Annotated in this window: 23 protein-coding genes; 11 read left to right on the top strand and 12 right to left on the bottom strand. The window is 42.6% G+C overall.

Going from position 1 to position 24,746, the window contains the following annotated elements:
- Window positions 1–495: 495 nt before the first annotated feature.
- From EQO05_RS02040 to EQO05_RS02030, 3 genes are all read right to left on the bottom strand, one after another.
- On the bottom strand, window positions 496–1,518 hold the full coding sequence (locus tag EQO05_RS02040) for an AAA family ATPase (protein WP_128503305.1): 1,023 nt from the start codon (window positions 1,516–1,518) through the stop codon (window positions 496–498).
- A 63-nt stretch (window positions 1,519–1,581) separates the two neighbouring features.
- A complete protein-coding gene (locus EQO05_RS02035; RefSeq protein ID WP_128503303.1) occupies window positions 1,582–3,294 on the bottom strand; it encodes a preprotein translocase subunit SecD in 1,713 nt (570 codons plus the stop codon).
- Window positions 3,291–4,196 carry a protein translocase subunit SecF gene (locus EQO05_RS02030; protein WP_128503301.1) on the bottom strand — a complete coding sequence of 302 codons (906 nt, stop codon included), beginning with the start codon at window positions 4,194–4,196 and terminating at the stop codon, window positions 3,291–3,293. The genes EQO05_RS02035 and EQO05_RS02030 overlap by 4 nt, the downstream gene beginning before the upstream one ends.
- Window positions 4,197–4,613: 417 nt before the next feature.
- Between EQO05_RS02030 and EQO05_RS02025 the strand changes: the two genes are divergently transcribed.
- On the top strand, window positions 4,614–5,093 hold the full coding sequence (locus EQO05_RS02025; protein WP_128503299.1) for a cytidine/deoxycytidylate deaminase family protein: 480 nt from the start codon (window positions 4,614–4,616) through the stop codon (window positions 5,091–5,093).
- 152 nt (window positions 5,094–5,245) lie between these two features.
- Window positions 5,246–5,569: a cupin domain-containing protein gene (locus EQO05_RS02020; protein ID WP_128503298.1), complete on the top strand. Its 324-nt coding sequence runs from the start codon at window positions 5,246–5,248 to the stop codon at window positions 5,567–5,569.
- A gap of 146 nt (window positions 5,570–5,715) precedes the next feature.
- Here the strand turns inward: EQO05_RS02020 and EQO05_RS02015 are convergent, their stop codons facing one another.
- The gene (locus EQO05_RS02015; protein WP_128503296.1) at window positions 5,716–6,486 is read right to left on the bottom strand and encodes a coenzyme F420-0:L-glutamate ligase; all 771 of its coding nucleotides are present in this window, start codon (window positions 6,484–6,486) and stop codon (window positions 5,716–5,718) included.
- Between the two features lie 374 nt (window positions 6,487–6,860).
- Between EQO05_RS02015 and EQO05_RS02010 the strand changes: the two genes are divergently transcribed.
- A complete protein-coding gene (locus tag EQO05_RS02010; protein ID WP_128503294.1) occupies window positions 6,861–7,256 on the top strand; it encodes a hypothetical protein in 396 nt (131 codons plus the stop codon).
- Between the two features lie 407 nt (window positions 7,257–7,663).
- A complete protein-coding gene (locus tag EQO05_RS02005; RefSeq protein WP_128503292.1) occupies window positions 7,664–8,659 on the top strand; it encodes a cation diffusion facilitator family transporter in 996 nt (331 codons plus the stop codon).
- A gap of 213 nt (window positions 8,660–8,872) precedes the next feature.
- On the opposite strand, the gene EQO05_RS02000 is transcribed toward EQO05_RS02005, so the two are convergent.
- Window positions 8,873–9,334: an Hsp20/alpha crystallin family protein gene (locus tag EQO05_RS02000; RefSeq protein WP_128503290.1), complete on the bottom strand. Its 462-nt coding sequence runs from the start codon at window positions 9,332–9,334 to the stop codon at window positions 8,873–8,875.
- 226 nt (window positions 9,335–9,560) lie between these two features.
- Window positions 9,561–10,766 carry a cofactor-independent phosphoglycerate mutase gene (locus tag EQO05_RS01995; RefSeq protein ID WP_128503289.1) on the bottom strand — a complete coding sequence of 402 codons (1,206 nt, stop codon included), beginning with the start codon at window positions 10,764–10,766 and terminating at the stop codon, window positions 9,561–9,563.
- A 397-nt stretch (window positions 10,767–11,163) separates the two neighbouring features.
- Between EQO05_RS01995 and EQO05_RS01990 the strand changes: the two genes are divergently transcribed.
- Complete coding sequence (locus tag EQO05_RS01990) at window positions 11,164–12,582, top strand: aspartate kinase (RefSeq protein WP_128503287.1); 1,419 nt, start codon at window positions 11,164–11,166, stop codon at window positions 12,580–12,582.
- A gap of 23 nt (window positions 12,583–12,605) precedes the next feature.
- The gene (gene purM, locus EQO05_RS01985) at window positions 12,606–13,607 is read left to right on the top strand and encodes a phosphoribosylformylglycinamidine cyclo-ligase (RefSeq protein WP_128503285.1); all 1,002 of its coding nucleotides are present in this window, start codon (window positions 12,606–12,608) and stop codon (window positions 13,605–13,607) included.
- Window positions 13,608–13,786: 179 nt separating this feature from the next.
- On the opposite strand, the gene EQO05_RS01980 is transcribed toward purM, so the two are convergent.
- Complete coding sequence (locus EQO05_RS01980; RefSeq protein ID WP_128503283.1) at window positions 13,787–14,161, bottom strand: DUF1894 domain-containing protein; 375 nt, start codon at window positions 14,159–14,161, stop codon at window positions 13,787–13,789.
- Window positions 14,158–14,616, bottom strand: a complete 459-nt coding sequence (locus EQO05_RS01975; protein ID WP_128503281.1) for a DUF1890 domain-containing protein — start codon at window positions 14,614–14,616, stop codon at window positions 14,158–14,160. Before EQO05_RS01975 ends, EQO05_RS01980 begins: the two co-directional genes overlap by 4 nt.
- Window positions 14,617–14,989: 373 nt before the next feature.
- Between EQO05_RS01975 and EQO05_RS01970 the strand changes: the two genes are divergently transcribed.
- Complete coding sequence (locus EQO05_RS01970; protein WP_128503279.1) at window positions 14,990–15,292, top strand: DUF1894 domain-containing protein; 303 nt, start codon at window positions 14,990–14,992, stop codon at window positions 15,290–15,292.
- Window positions 15,293–15,386: 94 nt separating this feature from the next.
- Here the strand turns inward: EQO05_RS01970 and EQO05_RS01965 are convergent, their stop codons facing one another.
- From EQO05_RS01965 to EQO05_RS01950, 4 genes are all read right to left on the bottom strand, one after another.
- Entirely contained in the window at window positions 15,387–15,953 is a 567-nt protein-coding gene (locus tag EQO05_RS01965) for a hypothetical protein (RefSeq protein WP_128503277.1), read from the bottom strand.
- Window positions 15,954–16,020: 67 nt separating this feature from the next.
- Window positions 16,021–17,130, bottom strand: a complete 1,110-nt coding sequence (locus EQO05_RS01960) for a hypothetical protein (protein ID WP_128503275.1) — start codon at window positions 17,128–17,130, stop codon at window positions 16,021–16,023.
- A 323-nt stretch (window positions 17,131–17,453) separates the two neighbouring features.
- On the bottom strand, window positions 17,454–18,506 hold the full coding sequence (locus EQO05_RS01955; protein ID WP_128503274.1) for a hypothetical protein: 1,053 nt from the start codon (window positions 18,504–18,506) through the stop codon (window positions 17,454–17,456).
- A 150-nt stretch (window positions 18,507–18,656) separates the two neighbouring features.
- Window positions 18,657–19,742: a hypothetical protein gene (locus EQO05_RS01950; protein WP_128503699.1), complete on the bottom strand. Its 1,086-nt coding sequence runs from the start codon at window positions 19,740–19,742 to the stop codon at window positions 18,657–18,659.
- A gap of 341 nt (window positions 19,743–20,083) precedes the next feature.
- On the opposite strand from EQO05_RS01950, the gene EQO05_RS01945 reads away from it, so the two are divergent.
- The 4 genes from EQO05_RS01945 to hisC all read left to right on the top strand — a co-directional run bounded on the left by EQO05_RS01945 (window position 20,084) and on the right by hisC (window position 24,742).
- A complete protein-coding gene (locus tag EQO05_RS01945) occupies window positions 20,084–20,566 on the top strand; it encodes a PUA domain-containing protein (RefSeq protein WP_128503272.1) in 483 nt (160 codons plus the stop codon).
- Between the two features lie 450 nt (window positions 20,567–21,016).
- Entirely contained in the window at window positions 21,017–22,003 is a 987-nt protein-coding gene (locus tag EQO05_RS01940; protein ID WP_240664281.1) for a polymer-forming cytoskeletal protein, read from the top strand.
- Between the two features lie 548 nt (window positions 22,004–22,551).
- Complete coding sequence (locus EQO05_RS01935; RefSeq protein WP_240664306.1) at window positions 22,552–23,661, top strand: acetylornithine transaminase; 1,110 nt, start codon at window positions 22,552–22,554, stop codon at window positions 23,659–23,661.
- Entirely contained in the window at window positions 23,642–24,742 is a 1,101-nt protein-coding gene (gene hisC, locus EQO05_RS01930) for a histidinol-phosphate transaminase (RefSeq protein ID WP_128503269.1), read from the top strand. The genes EQO05_RS01935 and hisC overlap by 20 nt, the downstream gene beginning before the upstream one ends.
- The last annotated feature ends 4 nt before the right edge of the window (window positions 24,743–24,746 follow it).

Here is a 24,746-nt window from a genome sequence, read left to right as displayed (position 1 = left end):
CAATCTTTTTTAAATTAAAGCAGAATGTTCCCCTTTTCGAGCGCATATCAGGATTCTATTCTGCCTATAAATGTGGCTTCCCTGAAAGAGGGAGCTATTCAGGGAGCAATGGAGGGATTTGTGGATTTGTCTGACAGACCCGATTCGGCTTCTGCTCGAGGGAATCCGGGCTCGATACCATCTCAGAAAGTACGGTATACCACTCGGGATATCTGAAACTGGATCCGTACATTCCTTAAGAAGTATAGTGGAGCCCCTTAACTCCTGAGAAACCTGAGTTTCTGGCCTATCTACAATAAAAGATAAAAGCTAATAGTATATATATTTTACTACGCCGATTTTAATTAAAGAAGTTTGATATATATAATTTTCGGTTTGTAAAGAACTCTAGACGGAAGCATATATATAGGAGATTTTGAAAACGAGTGTTGAAGAGTGGGTAGAAGGGAAATGGCCTGAGCCTGTAAAAATTGAGAGAAATTAGAGTTGTAAAAATTAAGAGAAATTAGAAATGAGTTTTTCTAGCTGGATTCTATCATTGGCTGCGTCTTTAAGGCGAGCGTCGGTTTCGGAGATTTTCACAATAAGGCGAGCAACATCTTCATCCGTTTCTCCCGAATCTGCGAGAGCTTCGGAAAGCCCTTCGAGAATTTCAATTCCTGACAACCCCTTTTCGACTATCATCTCGTCGATAAGCTGCCGCCCTCTGGAGAAATCTCCTCCAAGAGCCGCAGAAAGCAGATTATCGAGATTTTCGTCTCTGCTTTTAGTAGCTTCAAATACTATCTCATCAGTAACGACTGAGCCGGGCGCAAGCATGGAGACAAGCTGCAGGGTCTGCACAGCTTTTGCAACGTTTCCCTGCGCAGAATAAAGAATTGCATCTAATGCGCCTTCCGAAAGCTGTAACTTTTCAGCACACCCGATGTTCTCAAGATGGGCTTTCAACACGGAATCAGGAACATATGTGAAAAAAATTTGGAGACCTCTTGAGCGGAGCGGAGCAATAAGTTTGGAAGGCTTGGTAGTGGAAAGGATAAACCTGCATGTTGCACTGTACTTCTCCATAATTCGCCTGAGGGCATGCTGTGCATCCGAATTAAGAGACTCGGCATTATCGATATAGATTAACTTATAATCAGCATCAATTGAAGCCATTCCTGCATACTCATTGATAACTTGCTTAAAAATATCAATTACGCTTTTATAGATTTTTTTGGGGTCATCAGTGCCCAGCATACGCACGAAACGCTTATCCCGGACAAGATAACGCTTCCCCTGGTCAAAGAAGTCCGAAGCATTAAAATATGCAAAATTATTTTTCCAGGTACTTCCATAGAGCTGCCTGGCTAGAGCAAGAGAAGCTGTCGTTTTTCCGGAGTTTTCAGGACCGTATAAAATGAGGTGGGGCAGAGTTCCTGACTGTGTCAGTTCGGAAAGCGTGGCAACGGCATGTTCGTTTCCAAGCATTTCCTTCAGGGTGCCTGCCCTGTATTTCAAAGTCCAGAGATCCTGCATACCTTCCACCTTGTTTTTCAGTTTTTGAATATTACTTTGAGGGTCTTTATTTTTCCTCAATACTTACTCGGTTATATTTCCGTTTCCTCTCTCATCTACATGGAGAAGCTCCTTGATTATTACACCGTAGACCGGCCTTGCAATAATCACACCAATCAAGACACCAATGATGGTTGTGATGGCAAAACCTTTCAAAGAGCCGAAGCCCATTATGACCAGAGGGGACATGGCGATAATAACTGTAGCGGCTGCTCCTAAAATGATTGAGAAAGCCTTTCCTAACCTGGAAGCGAAAACCTTCGTTGGAGGAAGCTTGCCTTCGTAGAGTACCTCGTCCGTAATAATTACAAGGTGGTCAATCCCTGTACCTATGGCAGCGATAATACCTGCAATTGATGCCAGGTCAAGCTGCCAGCCTATAAGTGATGCAACTCCAAGGATCATAATGACTTCACTGACAGAGGTCCCTACCATGGGCACCAGGATTTCAGGTCTCTTGTACCTGAAATAGACCACGGCTGCTACTGCAATCAAGGACATGATACCTGTAATTACGGCTGCGGTTTTGAACTGGGACCCGAGCCCTGCGTCTACATGCCCTGAACCTACAAGCACCACATTTACCGGAAGAGCCCCTGCTCTGAGGTGAATCTGAAGGGCTTCAGCCTCGGTTTTGGCAGCCTCATCCGTGCCTGTGGAAGCTTCCCAGGAATATATTGGACCCTCTCTCAATTTCTCGGCTGCTTCCGGACTCAGAGGAGCCCCATAAATCTGAACCTCATCCAGATACATGTTCAGGTAATGTTCCTCCGGATTGTCGATTGCCCCCGTTTCGAGTGCGACTTTCTGGAGTGTCCGGGCTCCGTCTTCTTTAAGGGTAAAGGGAGTGTGCCACTGCCCGTCATGGAAACTCGGAATTCCCACACTTGCGATAGAATCGCCATAAAGCACGTGTTGAGTTTCATTTCCTGTTGTCTGGATCCGGATCTCAAACTTTCCTGGTTTTTCGGCGATTTCCTTGGCAGTTGCCAGATCAATGCCTGCAAAATCGATGAGAATATAGTCTTCTCCTACAGTCCTGACAGGGATATCTTTCAGGCCAAGCGAGTTGAGTTTGTCATTAAGAATGTCTCTTGTCAGATCCCTTGTCTCGCTGGTAACTCCTTCTTTATAAGTTGTAGCTCCATTTTCGTCATTGACAATCGAGCCCCCGACTTCCTGCATAAGAGCCTCAAGCTGTTGTTGGGAAACTGCAGTCCTGATCTCATAAACTATTCCACTCTCAGTATCGAATGGGACTACCTCGGCATCAAGGGATTTTGAGAGATAGGCCTTAATCAATGATTCCTTACTGGTGTCAGAGATAGTTACCTGAGTCTGGGTATCGCTCAGTTTGTCCACGCTTACAGTACCCAGTTCCAGAGACTCAAGTTGGGGTGAGCTAACCGGAGCAGATGTAGTAAAAGTTATAGATTTACCTGTAGCATCTGAGCCGCCCATATTAAGGTTATTACTTGTGACCTCAATAGGTGCTCCAATTATAGGCCCGACCATCTCACTCACAAGCTCTCCGGCGTCTGCATCTACCTGGGCAACCGCTCCTTCCAGTTTAATCTGAAGCCAGGATCCGCCTTCCAGATCAAGCCCGAAGTTAAGGTTAGTAGTTATCCCTTCTCCGGGAGTATAGCTTGGATGGATAGCCACTATAGAACCAAGCAGGAGAAGGGTGAAGATGATAACTCTTGTATTTTTAAAAAGGGCTTTTTTATCACTCATCTATTATACCTCCCTCTGAATTCGGGCTTCGTTACGTACCAGCGTAAAATTCCCGTGTTCAGGAGCCAGGTATTCATCATATCTGCAATAAGCCCTGCAATCAGCACTATTGAGATCTGCGAAAGCAGAGTAATCTGTGTGAATGAGGGAATTACAAGGTAGGAGAAAGTCGAGACTAAGTACATGACCGCAAGTGCTGCAAGGGTTGTAGTGGTCATGGTAATACCTGTGTGCATAGCTCGGGAAATTTTCTCATCTATTGTGCCCCGGCGTTTAATTACTCTGTTTGTGAGCAGAATGTCACTATCTACAGAATAACCTATAAGCATGAGCAGGGCGGCAAGTGTTCCCAGGGAGAGGTCTATCCCTGCAATGTTCATGAAAGCAGCAGCAATCATGATATCGGAAAATGCCGATAGTATCACTGCAAAGGAAGGTATCAGGGTTCGAAAGATCAGGAATACTACAATAGACATCCCTATAAAGGAAATAATCATAGCCTGAACAGCCTGAACCTGCAGGTCACGGCCGTAGATTGGTCCAACCTGCCGGATCTCGACATGCTGATAACTGCCCATAATATCATTTTCGAGTTCTTGCTGCTGTTCATTGTCCATAACCCCGAACTGCATGATAACCCTGCTTCCGGCCTGTCGGGCGTCTGTCAAGGGATAAGAAGAATATGTTTCTTCAAGCATTGCAGGAGAGTCAGCTGTTTCTACCGAAATCTGGGTACCGCCCTGGAATTCCATTCCCAGGTTTACCGGCGTCCCACTGCTTACAAAGGAAACCAGCAGTATTAATAAGGAAACTGCAAGTACTGCCAGGGGTAATGCCAGCAACTGGCGATTATCGTGACTCTTCACGAAATTATCTAAAAATTCGGTCAACCCTGTTGCCATAATTTAATACTCCGGATGCATGCATCTATTATTTCATTAGATCTGTCCGAATAGCTCATCACACCCGGATATATAGTCCGGATGTATAATCCAGAACACGAAATTTGTATATAGATTTATAATCAGGTTTACAATCAGAGTTATAATCAGATTGTTTGATGATCTTGAACTTATCCTGGCTATTCGGATTCAGGTAAGGGGGACAACGTTCTGGATGTTTCAATAATATAAATACGTTAATATTATTAATAAGTTAATTTGTTTTAATCCTGTATTCTCACAGATTATATTAATTCTTCCCCGTAAACCAATTTTTTTCTATACACCGTTAATTCATTCCACTTAAAATTAACTGTTAAAAATGGCACATGTTCTAACGTCACAGCTATATATACCAGTTACTGTTCATTAAAAATAATGATAGAAAGACCTTCCCTTGACGAATACTTCCTTGAAATAGCCTTTGTCGTAGGCAAACGGGCTACCTGCCTCCGAAATAATGTGGGAGCTGTGATCGTCCGGGATAAACGGATTCTCTCAACCGGATATAATGGTGCACCAAGCGGCATGGAACACTGCCTTGAAGTCGGATGTATCCGGGATCTGGAAAATATCCCTTCAGGCACGAGGCACGAAAAGTGCAGGGCAGTACATGCGGAACAGAATGCAATTATCCAGGCTGCAATCCATGGGGTAAGTATAGCAGGAGCAACTATCTACTGTACACACCAGCCATGTATTCTTTGCACGAAAATGATTATCAACTCAAACATCAAAAGAGTTGTATATGCAACTCTCTATCCTGACACCGATTCACTAAAGTTTTTCAGGGATGCGGGTGTGGAAGTGGAATATATATCTTTTGAGTTGAAACATGAGATTTCAGGCGGAAAATAACTTACAGGATTCAGCAGCCTCATGTACTCATTATCCAGAACAATGAAAGAAACAGTATGGAACCGGGAATTATTGCACTTCACTCCCTGAGAACATCGTCAGGTGACTGGATAGGCTATATGAACTAAGGAGTAAGGATAAGAGGTGAACCGATGTCTCAAGAATTAAAGGCCAGGCCGATAAGGGTAGAAGATTTAATTGAGTATCAGAACGGAGCCGTTGTAAGCAAAGAGATTATCCGTAAGGGCACCGGGACAGTGACCATATTTGCTTTCGATAAAGGAGAAGGACTGAGTGAGCATACTGCCCCCTTCGACGCTATGGTTCAGGTAATAGATGGGAAGGCAGAAATTACCATATCCGGGAATAAGAATGTTCTGGAGAAAGGAGATATGATTATAATGCCTGCCAGTGAACCCCATTCACTCCAAGCCCCGGAAAGGTTCAAAATGATTCTAACCATGATCCGGTCTTAATATTATTGAATTATTACTATTGAGCCTCATAGCCTGCAGCAAATTGTTTCAGAAAAGAGTCGAATCATATAATACTGCTGAACTCTTTAAAGCAGAAGTTCTCATATCTTTGAAACCGGTACCTGAGTTCTGAAGCTTTTCCCTTCTCAATTCAACTCTTTTTTTTGCAGACAGCGAAGCCCTTTTTTAATTACGTCATATTCTTCAGGGCGATATATTTCTTTTATAGAAGTCTCCTCCTCACAATAATGATCAAGCCCGCGAATAACAACCACAGGAATCCCACCCGCCCCTTCGCCCATCAGAAGGTTTGCAGCGCCTGCAAGTTCATCGGCAATCGCTTCTTCTGTGATTTCGAGAAGTTTTCCAAAAAGGTCTTTTTCCCCTATCCAGCGCTTTACAGGTTTTACTTTATAAATTCCTATGGCAGCGCCGGTCTGTCCTATCTTGAAAGCCCTCCCGTTTGTGTCCGTGACAATGACACTTAACTTTCTTCCGCTAAGCTTTTCGAGCTCCTGACCTAGCACTGAAGCACTGACATCCGGATTTTTCGGTGGATAGAGCAAAAATCCGCCCTCAATATTCGAATCATCAATTCCTGCGTTTACACAGGTATGCCCTGCGAGAGTCGTCACAAGCATAAAGGGCTTTTCCACAAGAACTTCCCTGCTTCGGGAAAGTACAGCCTGAATGAACCTCGCATCTTTTCCGGTCCGGGCTGCGACCTCAAATGCCGTCTTCCCTGGGGTAATATCCTCAAGCTTGAAGATCTCCCCTTCAGCTTTAGCAACAACGGTCGAGGCAGCGATAACAATGTCCCTGTCTTGAAGTTCGATATTCTCGCAAATAATCGAGGGCAGGTTGTCCCCGGCATGTATTAGGGGAATATTCTCAACGGCTATGGCTTCGAATTTCAAGTGTCTTCCTCAAGATCTTTAAATAAATAAAAGCAATTGAATGTTGTTCCGTCAGATACAGGAAATAATCCATTAAATCAATAATTTGCAGCAGTAAAGGCAGTAACCATAAATAAGACCACCGATATACTGGTTCTTGCGGCGATGATGAGAGTTACCCCAGCTGAGCAAAAGATGATGAGAACAATTTCCTGATGCCGCGCTTTTCACTTATTCTGAATTCTTATTTTTTCAGTTTACAGTGAATTCTAGTTTACACAACTTTCTAATTTTTACATAAATTTTTACTTACCTTACTTACCAATAATATCTTTTTCCGGACGCTTTAAGAGCCTTTATCTGTTTTCAAATCAAATTCTATAGGAGTGTTAAACATGAGCCAGTATGACCTGAACGAGATTATAAAAAAGATAAAGGATAAAAGTCCTTTTGACCTGAAAGATAACGAACTAAGTCGACTTCGGAGTTTAAGAGTCATTATAAGCAAACTGTACTACTCCCTGGACTATGAAAACGAACCTCAAGCTACCAGGCAAAAAGTAACTCAGCTTCTTCTTTACCATGGGCAGTTCAGCAGGGACGAGATAGATAAAACATTTCAATCGGCAGCAAAGGGACTTACTGAATATTCAACTGAATTTCTGAAACAGCACCCTGAGATTGCGCAGGCTGAAGCCCTGAAAAGTAAAGAATTTCCTGACGAAGTTGGAGAAAAAGAAGGAGAAGAGAGAGTCAAGGAAATAAAGTACAGATTCCCACACTATAGCTGAAAATCCAGATGGGCTGTTCGCCTGGATGCGGAAATAAAAAAGTGACTGGAAAGGGATAATCAGATAAATAAATTTATGTAACACTGTAAATTTCGGCCTCCAACTGGCAAAGAGACTAGCTTAAGAGATATACAGGTATAATTTTTTTTAACATAGTAACATTTATGGAGGTCTGTAAGAAGTTACCAATTCATAAAGTAAGCATTATTTTTTACAAGATTTCTTTAATATTGGAGTCATATTTGTCTGTAAAAAGCAATAGGAAGCCTTGTAAACTTCTTAATCGTTGAAAGATAAACTTATATCTAATGATCGCTAATTTTTATGCTCTCGTCAAATAGTATAGAATACATATTGAAATATAATATCTCAAATCTGTTCAAATAATCAAGATGATATGAGAAATTATGGAAGACACTGGCAATATAAGTAAAGACAGTTTTTTTGATTATGAGGAGAATGAGAATACCAGATATTCCAGGGCAGCTTACGTAACAAAAGCTACTATTGCAGTCAATTTTTTATTGACAGGTTTTAAATTTGTGGCAGGAATTGCGGGAAACAGCTCGGCAATGATTGCTGATGCAGTTCATTCTCTATCCGACTTCGTGACTGACATTGCGGTAATAGTGGGTTTAAGGGTTGCTACAAAACCCGGGGACAGTACGCATAACTACGGGCACGGAAAAATTGAGACTCTGGCTGCTGTATTCATCGGGCTCGTCCTTGCTGTGGTGGCATTTGGAATTTTTTGGGGCGGGCTTGATAAGATTCTTGCATTTTTCCGGGGAGAAACGTTGCCCGCTCCAAGTTTGATTGCGCTTCTTGCGGCAATTCTCTCAATTGTGTTAAAAGAATGGCTCTACCGTTATACTATGGTATCTGCCAGGGAACTCAAGAGCGACGCCCTTATAGCAAACGCCTGGCACCACCGTTCGGATGCCTTCTCTTCTATAGGAACTATGATCGGAATAGGTGGTGCTATTCTTCTGGGAGGGAAGTGGGTTGTGCTCGATCCGATAGCCGCAGTAGTATTGAGTTTCTTTATCTTAAAAGTGGCATTTGATATATCCTATAAAAACCTGAACGAACTGTTAGAAGCTTCGCTCGACTCGGAAACTTATAAAAACATTGAAGAGATTCTGATTTCTACTGAAGGCGTTCTAGGTTTCCATGAGCTAAAAACCCGAAAAATAGGGAATGCCATGGCCGCAGATGTCCATATTGAGGTTGACCGGGATTTGAGTATCGTGGATGCACATGAAATCTCAACGCGGATAGAAGATCGATTAAAGGAGACCTGTGGAAAAAACGGTCACTTCTCAATTCATGTGGAGCCGTGCTCTGATTTCGAAAATTATAGTAAGGATATGTCCAGAAAAAATAATAGAATGAGATCATGAGATGAAAATTGAGAATCAGATTGAGAACCTCTTGCATTGAGCTATTAAGAAAAAACAGGCGGATACTCAGTGAATTATCCTGCATAAGAATCAAAAATTGAATTCTGGGCTGGGATAAACCTGACAATTTAATATGATAGTTGAAAAAAGTAAGAATTGTAGGTAAAACCTGCAATTTCACCCTGTATTCAGGATTGTTTTCATTCTGAAAGATTACTCGATAGCTATTTTCTTTGCCGGCTCTTCCAGTTGCAGTTTTGGCAGCGTTATTGTCAGGACGCCATTTTCCATTTTCGCGGTGCTTCCCTCTTCCTTAACGCTTGCAGGCAGACGGATTGCCCTGTAAAATTGCGTGTATGCCCTTTCCCGGCGCAGATATCCTTCTTCTTCAGTCTCTTTTTCCTTCCCGGTCTTTGCACTGATCTCAAGCATATCTTCTCTGAGATTAATTTGGACATCCTCTTTATCAATACCAGGCAGGTCGGTGGTGACTACAAGTTTGTCTTCTTCTTCCTGAATGTCGACAGCAGGCGTGTAGACTCTTCCGCCTCCCCATTCTTCCATTGGCATAAAATCTTCAAACAACTGGTTGAGGCGTTCCTGCGTCCTTCTTATCTCTTCAAATGGATCCCAGCGTGCAGGTCCTGAAAATGTTCTTCTCATAGGCCATCTCATATTAAAATACCCCCTAAATTAAAATGATAACACAGACTTTTATGTGCTATTCTGAATATATTGAGAAAGGATATATACATTTTCCTGAACAATTTAACAAAAGCGTAGTACAAAAAGAACCTGAATGATAAAAGAAAAAATCCGAAAACCCGAAGCAGGGATTTCCGGTAAATTTATAGAAAGCTGGACAAATAGGAACACTAAATAAAGAATAATGGAATGTCAGTTATTTTGCCGTTACAAGCATTTTTACCAGGTCCGATGCTTTCACAAGTCCCAAAGAACCTTTTTTAGCCGAGTCCTCATCAAAGGTCTGTATCCCATCAATCCCATCAGAATCCGTGTTGTCAGTTCTGTAGACTGCAAAGGGAATGGGGTCTCGAGTGTGGGTCTTTACGGAAATCGGAGTTGGATGATCGGGCAGTATGAGAATTGTAAAAGGTTCGTCTGAAGCCTGAGCATGCTTAAGGATTGGAGCCACTATTCGGTTATCGAAATCCTCGACAGCTTTTAATTTTTTGTCAATACTTCCTTCATGACCGGCTTCATCCGGAGCCTCTACATGGACGAAAACAAGGTCCCTGGCTTTCAGGATTTCGATCGCAGCGCTGGTTTTTCCTTCATAATTAGTGTCCAGATAACCTGTTGCTCCCTCAACCTCAATTACATCCAGACCTGCATAAACTCCAATGCCTTTCAGGAGATCGACTGCCGAAATAATCGCCCCGGTTTTCCCATACAGTTCCTGAAACGGAGTAAACTTTGGAGCATACCCCTGACCCCAGACCCATATAGAGTTTGCAGGATTTTTACCTTCTTCAATCCTTTTCAGATTAACCGGATGCATCTCAAGAACAATCATAGATTTTTTTATAATGTCGGAAAAGAAATCACCATCCTTTCCTTCGGGCAGATATTCTTCAATCTTCTTTCCCGTAATATCATGCGGTGGAGTACATTCCGTGTCAGCTCCCAAATTCTTTCTGGCAACCATCAAGTGCCTGTAGCTGATTCCCGGATAAAAGCTCAGTTCTTCGGTACTGAGTTCCGCATCAAGGGTTTCAATGAGAATCCTGGCTTCCTCACTGCTAATATGCCCTGCGCTGTAATCTTTTATTCTTCCGTGCTCAATAGTTATAAGATTGCATCTGAAAGCCACATCATCAGGTGCAAGAGCAACCCCCATGCTGCCAGCTTCCAGAGGGGCCCGACCGGAATAATACACTGCCGGATCGTACCCGAGAATGGACATATTTGCAACATCGCTTCCGGGAGAGAATTCTTCAGGTATGGTTTTTGCAAGCCCGACTTTTCCGTGGGCTGCTATATAATCCATAGCAGGGGTTCGGGCTGCCTGCAGAATGGTCTTTCCACCAAGTTCCTCTATCGGGTAATCAGCCATTCCGTCTCCTATAAGTACAGCGTATTTCATTGCTTCACCTGTCTCCAACTGTTTTAGTCATTGATCTCGGGAATAAAATATATTATTTTCTACCCTATACCTTTACCTTGATTTATCGGTATTTGCCAGCAGGTCTTTCTGCTTATCCGGAAATTTTAATTGCTACACCAATTTTACACAAACATTATAATATAGTATCCATATCCTATACAGAACAGGTTCTCAGCATAATATATAAATGATAAAAGAGCTGGCATATAGCTGTCTCTACAAAGAATTATTTTGTAAAGAAATACTCTGTAAACCTGCAGAATTCCCGGAACATTCATTCCATTCCGGAACATTTAATGGAAATAACTAAAATTAGATCAACAGTTTAAGTAAATGGTGTAAGAATAACCAGTTAATGCCAAAACGTGATCCGATCATGAAAATTGTAATGAAATTTGGAGGAACTTCCGTTGGGGACGGGAAAAAAATCCGTCATGTTGCCCAGCTTCTGAAAAGATATCGTGAAGAAGGCAACCAGATCGTGGTAGTAACCTCGGCACTCGGTGGAGTAACCGATGGGCTTCTGGAAAATGCACTGTTTGCCTCAACAAAAGGCAAAGTCGCCCTTGTGAAGGAGTTTAAAACCGAAATCACAAACAAACACCATGAAGCCGTAAAGGATGCCATTGATGATCCCACAGTCGCAAAAGAAGTTATCCAGACTCTTGACCTCCGCATTGACGAGCTTGAAAAAGCCCTGATCGGGATTTGCTATCTCGGTGAGCTTACACCAAGATCAATTGACTATATTTGCTCTTATGGAGAACGCCTGGCTGCTCCGATCGTATCAGGAGCTATCCGTTCCCTTGGAATTTCGTCAATAGAATTCACAGGTGGAGAAGCAGGAATTATAACCTCATCGGATTACGGAAATGCCAGGCCCCTTGAAAAAACTTATGATCTTGTAAAAAAGAGGCTTGAATGCAGACTCGGATCCCAGGTTATAGTGGTTACGGGATTCATAGGAGAAAATGAAGACGGGATTATTACCACCCTAGGAAGGAGTGGGTCTGATTTCTCAGCCTCTATCCTGGGTGCAGCCCTGAAAGCCGATGAGATCTGGCTCTGGAAAGAAGTAAGCGGAATTATGACAACTGACCCGAGAATTGTGCCAGAAGCAAAAACAATCCCCCAAATTTCTTACGCCGAAGCCATGGAACTTTCTTATTTCGGAGCAAACGTACTGCATCCGCGTACTATAGAGCCCGCCATGCGCGAACATATTCCTGTGCGGGTTAAGAATACTTTTGAGCCGGAATTACCCGGCACACTCGTGGTTGCGGAAAAATTCCAGTGCAGGCACGTTGTAAAAGCCGTAAGTCTGATTAAAAATGTGGCTCTCATCAATATCTCAGGCGCAGAGATGGCAGGAACAGTCGGGACTGTAGCGAGGCTCTTTACAGCACTTGCGAAGGCAGGCGTTAACGTTGTTATGATCAGCCAGGGTTCCTCCGAGTCCAATATTTCTTTCGTGGTCAGTGAGACGCACGTTGAGTCTGCTTTAAAAGCTCTCCATGAGGAATTCAACCGGGAAATCGTAAAAGAAATCACTTCGGACAGAAACGTTTGCGTAGTCGCAGTCGTGGGTGCGGGTATGGCAGGGACGCCAGGTGTGGCAAAAAGGGTCTTCGGAGCACTCGGAAACTCCATGACTAATATTATCATGATCAGTCAGGGCTCTTCTCAGTACAATATTTCGTTCGTAGTGAGAGAAGACGATGCATTTGCCGCAGTCAAGACCCTGCATGATGAATTTGAATTATATAATGGAAATGGAACTGGAAAACAGCTGTAAAGCAGGCAGAGTGAGGGGCAGAAATGAGCGAAAAGCACCTAACGTACGCAGATTCAGGCGTGGATATCGCAAAGGAAGAGAAAACCGTCAAAACCCTTATCGAAAAGCTCAGTTACGTTCGAAAGGGCATCGGAGCTCCCCTGACAGGAATAGGGCATTATGCAGGGCTCCTGGACTTCGGAGAGTATGCCCTTGCCCTGACAACGGATGGGGTAGGCTCAAAAGTTCTTATTGCAAACGAGATGCAGCGGTGGAACACAGTAGGTATAGACTGTATCGCCATGAACGTTAACGACCTTCTGGCTATAGGAGCCGAACCTGTAGCATTTGTAGATTACCTTGCCGTGGAAAAGCATGAGGAAGGCTTTGCCGCCCAGATCGGAGAAGGGCTGGTAAAAGGTGCGGAAATCTCCAGGATGTCAATTGTCGGCGGAGAGACTGCAACCCTTCCCGGAATAATTAGAGGTTTTGACCTTGCAGGGACATGCCTTGGAATTGTCAAAAAGGATCAGGTTGTCGAGGGAGAAAAAGTCAGAGTAGGTGACGTGATAGTAGGTATCCCGAGCTCAGGCATTCACAGCAACGGGTACACACTTGTAAGGAAGATCGTAGAGGAATCCGGATATTCTTATCACGACTCCTGCCCCTACGACAGTTCAAAGACTATAGGAGACGAGCTCCTTGTTCCAACAAGGATTTACATTGAGATTCTTGATGTCCTGAAGGCATGCGAAGTCCATGGGCTTGCCCATATAACGGGCAGCGGGCTTTTGAAACTGAGAAGAGTAACAAAACTCGGCTTCGATTTTTATGATCCACTTGAGCCCCAGGAGGTATTTAAATTCCTTCAGGAAGAGGGCGGAGTGGAAGAGCTCGAAATGTACAGAACCTTCAATATGGGTATGGGCTTCCTCGTCATCCTGCCGGAAAAAGATGCTGCAAAAGCTGCAGAAATTACCGGTGGGAAAATTGTAGGGAAAATCGTAGAAAGCGGAATCAGGGTCAAAGACCTGGTAATAGAGTAACAACAAGCACAAAATATAATATAAAGCGGAGGGAAATGAGAGAAAATTTTTCCCTGAAGTTTTCCCTCCATAATTAGATCTTCCAGTCTTTTCCTGATATTGGGATTCTACTCTCCCCCTTATTTTAGAAAATCTTTTCTCTTACCCTGTTATCCTGATTACAGCCAGTTTCTAAGATTTCATTCTTTCCACATATCCTGATAACTGGTTGCGGAGACCCTGGGGCTTTCATAAGGTTTACTTTTTTTCGATGAGTCCGTTTCCTTCTCCTTTCCCGTCTCCCTGAGCCGGGTTATCTCCTTTATGCTGTCCTCGTTTTCTATGCTCAGGACAAAGCTTCCATGACAGGGTTTCGTATAGGGGAAAATCAGAGCATTGCCCTTCGCGCCCACTGCAATGGGCGGTACTCCTATTATATAGTAATCTTTAAAGATTTTGTAGCCAGGAGATACATAATAAACCTCATCAGAGTTTTTCTCAATATACTCTCTAGCTTCCTTGAAGCTTATCCTTTGCAGAAGGATTTCATACTTCATCTGCTCAATACAGCTCATTTAACTATCTCCTCAATTACCTTATCCAGCCTATTCTTCAGCCGGGTAGGATTATGAACATCGCTTGCGACTATTTTAACACAGTCGAACTCAATGGCTTCTTCGAGAGCCTCCGCGTTCTTGCCAAAGATTATAGAGTACATTTTGGCCTGAGAAATGGCGCTCATTGTTGCTGCAAAGGTCAATCCGGAATCGTTGTGCATAAAGGCAAAGCAGATATCGAAATCCAATCTTTTCTCAATTATATCCTCCAGGGTTTTGTCGAGATTAACCATTTTTTTTACATAATAACCATCGAAATCTGAAACTTTTACAAGCTTGATTACGGCATCATTCCCAGCAACAGTTACATCAAATCCTGACTTATTGAGCTTGTGGGAAAGATACAGGGCAATACTGGTTTGAATCGGGACCTCAGGACATCCCATCATAAGAAGCACTTTTGAGTCGGTCATAATTTTATCTCTAACGTATTTTATCTGTAAGAATGTAAGGTTAATCCTGATTTCAACCTTTGCAATTAACACATCGGATGAAATTCTTGAAACCTGGACAGCATCTTTTAATTTTACTTTATTCTGTATTTCCCTGTCTTAATATCTCCAGGTCTAATTCTAAATTTTTTATTTTCTGAAGCGCTTTGGTAGATTATTCCCTATTTTTCAAAGTTTCCTGTAAAACCTTCTGATCCTTTTTTTCAGAATGAAATATCTCATATACTATTTCCTCATATTTTAATTTATAAATTTAATTGGCAGTCGGCTGCGATACTAACAGTTGTTAGAATACTCTGAAATTGATATAAAGAAAAACATTACAGGTACGGAAATGGTGTGCTTAAGAGAATACAGGTATGAGATTCTCCTGAAAAACACAACTCCCAGAGAATGTGAAAATTACATTAAAGAGCATTCTGAGAGCGTATACCTTGTACCTGGAGGGTATAAGGTAAAAGGCATCACCTTGCTCGGCATGACTTCTCCTGTTGGCTTTTCAGGAAATGAGATTATATTCCAGTTCATAAAGCCCTGCTTCGGATTCTTCGTAATTAAACTCGAGAACGAAGTTGAAGAAATACAGAGACTCCGAAATCAGTATAAAAAGGACAAAAATGTAAAAAAAATAAAGTGAGATTAATAAACCGGTTATCGGCTGTAACTGCTTATTGCATGTAATGTATATCTTCCTGAAGTTTGCTTTATGCTCATTCTGGTCTTATCTTTTTTCAGGCTTTCACTTTTTTCGTACAAGCGACCCTGCACTCAAAGAATCCGGCTGCAGGGAGTTCATGTATCGTAGTCGCAACAATCAGACCTTCTCCGAGCTCTTTTACAACCATTATTGGCCTTCCCCTGTCATCCTTGAGCACGACATCGGCATCGGTTTCAGAAAAGTAACCGTCGCATCCTGCAGGGAGGACAAGGTTTTCCACAAGCTTCTGGGCATCGTGCTTACCCACAGGCTGAGGTGTACATGGGTTCTCTTCCATTATATATTTCAGAGAGAAAGGAAGCCATTCATATTCGTATTCCGGAACCAGAGGGCTGAAAACAAGAAGAGTTCCTCCTTTTTTCACAAACTTCTCAAGGCAGTGCCTGCCGCGTGCGAGTCCTGCACCTGTTTTTGTATATTGTTTATTTGCAAAACCTGTCGGTAGGATCAAAACCTTGCAGGCGGGAAGGTAAGGAGTACCAAGAGATGTTGAGAGCGCACGGCTGCATTCAAGCCCATATTCCACAAACAGTTTTTCAAAAAGGAGAGGGCAGTCCCATAGCAAAATTACGTCACTCATGAAGGAGGATAGGAAACTCCCACATATGAATTTATCTATCTTACTGAATATTAGAGAATTGACAAAGTCAAGATTCCAGACCCGTTATTTCGGGGAAACATGCAGAACCAGGTCTTTTCCCGAATTCGAACAATATCATGTGAGGGCTAACAGTGGCTGTAAAAGGGTAGCCAATCGACTTGAAAATAGTAGAATAATATTTTGTAATAGTTTCGCACATTTTTCGGTCAGAATAGTCGTGGATAAGTTTTACGTACTCTCTGCCTATTTCAGTGCAAATCTCAATGTCACTCCCGATGCTGTCTGTCAGGTAAATTTCTTTGAAAATCATGATATGCTCGGAAAGCGTGAAAGCTGAGGGGGGCTTGCCTGTAGCTAACTCAAAGTTTCTTGTAACTTCAGCCATGGATGGAAGATTTCCTGAAACAAAAGCTTCAAAAGTCTTTCTATTCATACTGAGCCGCTGGTAATTTTGCTGCCTGTAGGTTTTGATAAGATTTTTCCAGAATTCCGGCTTTTTCTGAATTTCCCGGAACGCCCTTTCCATCGGCCCGAAATATTTCTCAAGCCCCTTAGGAACCTTTTGATAGTCAAGAAACTCGAATCTTTTAAAATAAACTTTTGTTATGTTTGATCTGCAGAAAATACCCTGAACATCCAGTTTCATCTGTTTTGCCAGATAAATAGCCAGGCTATGAGCCATAATTCCCCTGAAGTAGGAATTCCCGTTTGAGAGGATAAGACTTGCAGCTTCCGGCTCCGGATCCTGACTATATTCCGCCTCAACCTTAACTTTCCAGCCCATTTTCTCATTGAGTGAATTTATGTAACTGATAACATCAGGGATCCGTTTAACTTTATAGGGATTGATTACCTCATATACAATTGACTCGTCAATCATTAATCCTGAAGTCTTTTTTACAAGCCATTCGAATAGTGTATGATGAACAAGCAGGAATTCTTCTTCCTCAATTAATTTATTACGGAATTCTGCGTTCTGTGAGACCTTACCTGGATCATTTTCTTCACTTTCACCGGTGTTTCCAGCCAGAGCGAGAGAGGCAGTTTCGATAGCATCCCTTATTGCCGCACTTAAGTTTCCGTTATTTTTTTCCAGAAAGGGCTTTAATTTATCCACATAACACTGGTCAATAGAGATATTTTTTCGAACTATCAAGGGAATTCCCTCTTCTGCCTTTTTGAGACCACAAGCAGCTTAAATTTCCTGGCATATGCACATTCTCATTTTCGTAAACCAGTTAATAAATTAGTGCTCATACTTCTTAATATTTTTGCTATAATCAAGAGCAAAAAAACGTATGTTAAAAGAAAGTAAACAAAATGAATTGAAAGAAAAACAACATTGTCAGAGTAGGGGATAAACATCGAGAGCAAAATTCAATATCCTGAGTGAAAGGATAAGTTGCTAAAAATATATTTTATGTTGGCGATAGGAGGGAGAGTTTTGCAGGAAAATCTTTGGGCAGCCTGAAGTGTGTATTAACACGCCCCTGCAAACTCGAAGATGATCAGATTCGATATGGTTCTGACCTCGAATATGTGACCTGCTGCCCGGAATACTTTTGAGAAAAGTTCGACCAACTTTAGAACAGCCCTTTCGTCAGAAAAACTGTGCCTGATCTTTAAATGCATTTTCCCGCCTTCACTGGTCCTTTCAATCTCACTTACAAGCTGGGTAACTGAGATTACTTTTTTGCAGATGATAAATAGCTCGGAGAGAGGAATCTCACGAATGGGTTTGCCTGCAAATGTTTCAAGAAAGCTTGTTATATCCGGAATTTCTCCCGAGAGGAAGACTTCGAATACGTCTCTATTAAAGTTTACTCTTTCATATCTATGCAGCATATACCTTTCTACAAGCGTTGTCCAGAAATCGGGCTTGTTTTTTATTTCTTTAAATGTATAATCCAGAGTTCCAAAGTTTTTCCTGATACCAGGTGGAATCTCAGTATCAGACTTGTATTCTTTAAGGAAAATCAGGATAGAGTTGGACTTGCGATGAACAAATGAAACATCAAAATTCAAATAACGGCCAAGGAAAATAGAGAACGCCTCAGCAAGGAAAGCCCTTAAACTGGGGTCTCCGTGTTCGATTACTATTACCTCGGTCTTGTCTTCTTCCCAGTTGATAATGGAGGCTTCGATTCCCCAACCGTGGTTCTTGCTGCGTTTGTTCAGGTATTCCAGAAGGTCGGAGGTGCTTTTTATCTGATAGGGATTAAAAAGCTCACTTACGAGTTCATCAGCAACAAGAATTCCGTCAGTGTTTTCAATAAACCATCTGAAGGAAAGCTGGCTTATAAGTATACATTCCCCACTTTCAATCAAGTTATTTCTTATCCCAGGGTATTTCGCAGAACCTTCTGTAAAATACCCCAATGCATCCTCTACGGACTCGTATCCCTCAAGAGCTGCATCTGCAAGCTCTATAGCATCTCGAATTGCAGCACTTAGATTTCCGTTGTTTTTATCCAGGAAGGGCTGCAACTTCCGAAGGTGTATATCTTCCATGGAAACGTTTTTACGAACCACAAATTGTTCCCGCCTTTTCAATATAGTTCATTTTTGAAAACAGCCTCACAGTAAAGGAGGTGCGGCTGAACTTAAAACTTATACGTTTTAGTAGATCGGTACTTATATATAAATTGTTATTTTTAATTAAAAGCCCTGATCCAGATAAATTTAGTCGGTTTTTTCGTTTGAAATATCAGAAGAAGAAAAATTAAAGATTATAAGTTCCGATACCGAACTAAGGTTGAATTTATGCCAGCCAGCTTCGAATACACTGGAAAATAGCTGTATCATTTTTTCAATAACTCTTTCATCGGAATAATCATGCCTGATTTTTATATATTCCTTTCCTTTTTCTGTACAGATCTCCACATCATTAACTAGCTGAGATGTCGTCACAAGATACTTGAAAAGTGGAAGGAGTTCCGAAAGCGGGATTTCACGGAGGGAGCGGTCCGCTTTGATCTCAAAATATTTTGTAATATCCGGAACTTCACCTGCTATAAGAGCTTTAAAAAGGTCCTTATCAAGATTTACTCTCCTATAATTGAACTTCGCATAAAGCTCAGCAAGTGTAATCCAGAACTGAGGTCTTTTCTCAAGCTCTCTGTAAAAGAAGTCTCTGGAACCGAAGTGTTTCCTGACCCCAGTGGCTGCTTCTTCCGGTTCCTGCCTGAGAAAAGGTTGCAGGTAGACAGTAACTGAGTTAGACTTTCTATGCAGGGCCTCTACATCCAGGTTCATCCAGCGTGAAAGGAAGATGCAAACTGCCTCTAGAAGAAACTCACGAAAATCCCGATCTCCGCCAGTAAAATCCATGATAGCTGGCCCATTTTCAGCATCTTCTCTACGCGGGCCGGAAACCTCAATCTTCCAGTCCATTTTTTTACTACTGCGGTTAAGATGTTCTTCCAGTTCGGGAAGTGTGGTGATAATGTAAGGATTTATAAACCCATGAATAACATCTTCATCCATAAGTTTGCCAGCACAATTTCTGACAAGCCATTTCATCATTTGCTGGTTCATAGTTACGGATTCTTCGCTCCTGAAAAGTTCTTCCTTTGCCGCTTGAGATTTTCTCTCTTTTATCAGTTTCTTATCCGTTTCCTCAGGAGTTCCGTAATTTTCAAGGTCAGGGCTAACCAGGTCAATAGCTTCCCTTATTGCTGCGCTCAAATTCCCTTTATGTTTTTCCAGAAGAGGCTGAAGCTTCTGAAGGTGAGTTTCATCAAGGGAAACGTTTTTTCGAATCAACACGACCCTCATTGTGTTTTTCTAAAAATGCGATTAATTCTCTGGAGAGATTAAGGTCTGCTTGGTTCAGCACCTGAAGTTTCTCCGGAAATTAACGAAAATTATTGAGATTCAATACGACTATTTATTTTTAGAGTTCTATTAAACAGGTTCAACACCATATGTTTTTTTATACTAATGCCTTTTCTGGCACTTATCTTACAGATATTGTTTAAAATATATCAAATATAAATATTTTAGTATTTCCTTCGAAAAATTAAATTTTAGAGGTTTTCTTGCGATACGGCTCTGGAAGTTCGGTGCAACCGGAATGGCTTTAAGGTCTGCATATATTACCTAGTCTCATGAGTAGTGATACCGAAAGGCTTACCAGAGTCCGCATGATTGCGGATTACCAGTTTGGGAAGGGCATCGGCAAAGAGCTATTTCCTGAAGGCTCAACGTTCCAGTTATCCCGGACAAAAAGAGTACGCCAGGTCCTTCATTCAGGAAAGCGTATAGCTACGGCAAGAGCAAAGGATGGTTTTTTTACCCTGAGTATTGAAGGGGCTTCCGTTGTACACAGGCTTTTGCCAGAAAAAAAGTTCAGGGTCGTTATCTCAGAGGAAGCTGCCCCTTTTGTGGAGAAGGGTAAAACAGCTTTTATAAAGCATGTAGTTGAGATTGATCCTGAACTGAGGGCAGGAGAAGAGGTACTCGTAACAGACGAAGCGGATAAACTGCTCGCAACAGGGCAACTGCTTCTCTCTCCTGCAGAAATTCTGGCTCTTAACAGTGGCGCAGCCGTAGATGTAAGAGTCGGAGTTGCTTCGAAAAAAGAAAAATGAATCAAGGCTTTCGGAGATCCTTGAAAAGATAAAAGATACGCAAGAAAGGGAAAATTGGTGTTAAATTTTATGCTAAGAAATTAGCTTTCTAAGTTATACACAAATTTACATATAGTTAAATAGAGTATATAAGACGCTACTTATATTGCTGAAATATTCTTATAATGAAAGGATAAAATGAATAAGAATATATGATAGATAGTAACTTTTGAATGAATACCATTAAGGAAAAAGCTCTTTAAAAGAGCAGCCTCAACCCTGAAATCCAGAGATTAAAGAGATAACAGTTTCCCGGAGAGTGAGCATATTCCAGAGCCAGAACAGATTCTAAAATATTTCCTGGTTCCAGATAACACCAGAATCGAAGCAAACAGGATTACAGTCGAGGGAGACGTTATTGTCGGCAATCACTCTAATATTGAATACGGTATACTCGGCGATACAGTTATTATGGGAGAAGGAGTGAGCGTTTCCGGGGATATCGCGGCAAGTTCCGATATCAGGATTGATATGTGGTCAAAAATGGGGAGCAGGGTAGAGGTCGGAAGGAATGCCTATCTGGGAGAATTTGTAACCATTGACGGAAAGCTACTCGTAGAAGGAGATCTTGACGTAGGAAAAGAGGTTAAAATCCGGGGAGGTTTCGAAGCCAAAGGATGGATAGTGGTAAGGAATCCAGTCCCTGTAATTATATTTCTATTTCTTTACATACGGGAAATGATGCGTCTAGGCAAAGGCGAGGAAATTGAAAAGGCTGTAGAAGAACTTTTTGATGATTCCGAGGAAATCCAGGGTTTCGAAGGAAAAGAACCGGGAGAAAATATATTGATCATACCTGCCGGGGCAAAGCTTTCTCCCGAAACTATTGAGGTTACCGGGGGAGCCGTTATAGGGAACAACTGCCTGTTAATAGGAAATATCCGGGCACAGGCTGTCGAGACAGGGAAAAAACTGACCCTCAAAGGAAGCATCTACTCTGAGAGTAAGATCGATATCGGAGAAAATGGCACTGTCTATGGAAATCTTTATTCAAAAGGGCAGGTGCAGATTGGCCGGAACAGCCGGGTCTTTGGGGGAATAAAAGCCGATTCAGTATTACTGCATGAAAATGCAAGGGTAGACGGTACAATAAAAGCGCCTTCGGGAGTGTCCTTTTTACGGGACGCCGCAGAAAAGCCTGTTCTTGCAGAGGTTAATGCTTTAGGGAAAGTAATCATGCGTGAAACGCATGAATTGCCCGAATATGCATCTCAGGATGAACCCGTTAAAGCCCTGAATTCCGTGGAAATAGATTCGCCCGTCAAGCAGGGTGCAAAAGCCGGAAATACTTTTGTGCCTGGTAGAAAACGAAAAACTGCCAGAACCCGGGCTCTGGAAAGATCCAGGCGCTTCACAGGAGCCAGGGCTTACAGAAAAGAGCAGAAATCCGGAGAGTAACCGGGAGTAACTACTTCGATTCGAGCCCGTCCGCAAACTTTTGACGTCCCAAAGAATCCGGAATTTCCCCTGACCTGAATCCTTCTCTGGATTTTATCCTAACACAGTAAATTTCATCCCTGCAGAGTATGAGTTCATGCCCAGGGCTGAAGAATTGAGGTAAAATTACTTTTTTGAGAAGGACCAGTAACATTCTTAGGCAATCAGGGAATTATCTGGATTCCGGAGAAAAAAGAGAATAATTAAGTTGGGAAATTCAATTGTTAAATAATTGACTGTGAGGCTCAACTGTAAACTCCTTAAATCCCCAGAGTGAATATTTTCAAAATTTAATCAATGCTCATTTCGAGCTGTGAGGCTTCTGGAATGAGATATAAATTCAGAATAATCCAGGCTAAATTCGTTAAACTTTCCGATCGATTTAAAGGAACAAATTTCAGGAAGGAATCCAATTGACAGAGAATATTACAGAAACTGATAATGTTATAGAGCCTGAGAGTCTACAGGCAAAATATGATTCAATTATAGAAAAAGATTCAAAATACGTAATGCAGACCTACGGGCGCCAGCCCCTTGTACTCTCCGAAGGCAGGGGGGCAGTTGTCAGGGATATTTACGGCAAAGAGTATATTGATTGTGTGGCAGGGATTGCAGTAAACAATATCGGGCACTGCCATCCAGCTGTTGTCAGGGCAATCCAGGCTCAGGCTGAGAAGCTGATGCATGTCTCCAATCTTTATTATACCGAAATCCAGGCCGAACTAGCAGAAGCCCTTGCCCTGGTTACGGGTATGGAGCGTGTATTTTTCTGTAATTCCGGAGCTGAAGCAGTTGAGGCTGCAATGAAACTAGCCCGCGTGGCTTCGGGAAAAACCGCTTTTGTAGCAGCTGAGCACTCATTTCACGGCAGGACTATAGGAGCACTCAGCGTAACCCATAAGAGCATTTACAGGGACCCTTTTATGCCTCCTGTGAGTTCTGAGACTACTTTCGTCCCGTACTCCGATACTGAGGCACTCAGGAAGGCTATTTCGGAAAACACGGCAGCCGTTGTTCTTGAGCCCATTCAGGGTGAAGGCGGAGTAAATATACCAGATCCCGAATACCTCAAAGAAGTCAGGGAAATCTGTGATGAGACGGGAACTTTCCTTATCTTTGACGAAGTACAGACAGGCTTTGGAAGGACAGGTACCTGGTTCTGTAAAGAGCAGTTCGGCGCGGAACCCGATATCATAAGTATGGCAAAGGCAATAGGCGGAGGCTTTCCAATGGGCGCTATCGCAGCCAGGGAGGGGCTCAGCTTTGCTCGCGGACAGCATGCTTCTACTTTCGGTGGCGGGCCGCTTGCCTGTGCAGCTGCACTTGCTTCAATCGAAACAATCAGGAAAGAAGGGCTCCTCAAACGCTCAAAAGAGAACGGAGCTTATTTCATGGGGAAGCTGAGGAACATGGACAGGGAAGATGTTGTAGAAGTCCGTGGGAAAGGTCTCATGATAGGAGTCGAGATAAAATATCCCTGCAGCAAATTTGTGGATTTTGCAAGGGAGTACGGCGTGCTCGTAAATTGTACCTCGGATTCTGTGCTTCGTCTGGTTCCTCCACTCGTGATTACTAAAGAACAGATTGATACGGTAGTTGATGTTCTTGAGCAGGCCTGAACTGATAAAGAAGGAAATCTCTGATATCGCAGAATACGTTCCGGGAACATCAATTGAAGAAATAGCTTCTGCCTACGGGCTTGACCCGGCTTCAATTATCAAACTCGGTTCAAATGAAAATCCGCTCGGCCCCTCGTCGAAAGCTGTTCAGGCTCTGGTGGACACAGCTCCCTGCGCAAATATTTATCCCTCAGCCGATGCGATAGAGCTCAGGGAAGCTCTCTCGAAATACACAGGCTTTCCGGTCTCAAACCTTATAGCCTCGGGACCGGGAATGGACGGACTTCTTGACGGGCTTTGCAGGCTTATTATTGAAAAAGGGGACGAGGTTATAGTTCCTACTCCGACATTTGCCTATTATGAGCTGCCAGCACGGGCATGCGGGGGAAAGCCGGTTTTTGTCAGGAGAAATAAGGATTTCTCAATTGATCCGGAGAAGCTTCTGGAAGCCGAGTCCGTAAGAGCAAAAATAATCTTTCTCTGCTCTCCCAATAATCCTTCGGGGAATCTCCTTCCAGAAAACGATTTGAGGAAAGTCCTTGAAAATACCAGGGCTCTCGTGTTCGTTGATGAAGCGTATGTCGAGTTTGCGGACAACACCCTTGCGGGGCTTGTACGGGAATACGATAATCTTGTTGTCGGCAGGACTTTTTCCAAGGTATTCGGGCTTGCAGGCCTGCGCCTGGGTTATGGGATCATGCCCGAATGGCTGGCAAAAGAGTACATAAGAGCAGCAACTCCGTTTTCAGTAAGCCTCCCGGCTTTAAAAGCAGGAATAGCTGCCCTTTCGGATTCCGAACATCTGAGAAAAAGCATAGAAATCGCAAGAGAAGGCAGAGAATATCTGAAAGAGAAGATTCCTTTTACGGTTTATCCTTCCCAGGCAAATTTCGTACTTGTAGATGTTGCCCCTTTTAAAGCAAACGCCGTTACACAGAATCTCATGAGAAGGGGAATTATTGTACGTTCCTGTGACTCCTTCAGGGAGGCGGGAGATACTTTTATAAGGGTAACCGTCGGGACTCCGGAACAGAACGAAAAAGTTGTCAGGGCTTTTGAGATCGTAAAAAATGAGGCTTAAAAGC

The sequence above is a fragment of the Methanosarcina sp. MSH10X1 genome (genome assembly GCF_004099695.1).
Taxonomy (GTDB): domain Archaea; phylum Halobacteriota; class Methanosarcinia; order Methanosarcinales; family Methanosarcinaceae; genus Methanosarcina.
This window is presented reverse-complemented; position numbering and strand designations above follow the sequence as displayed.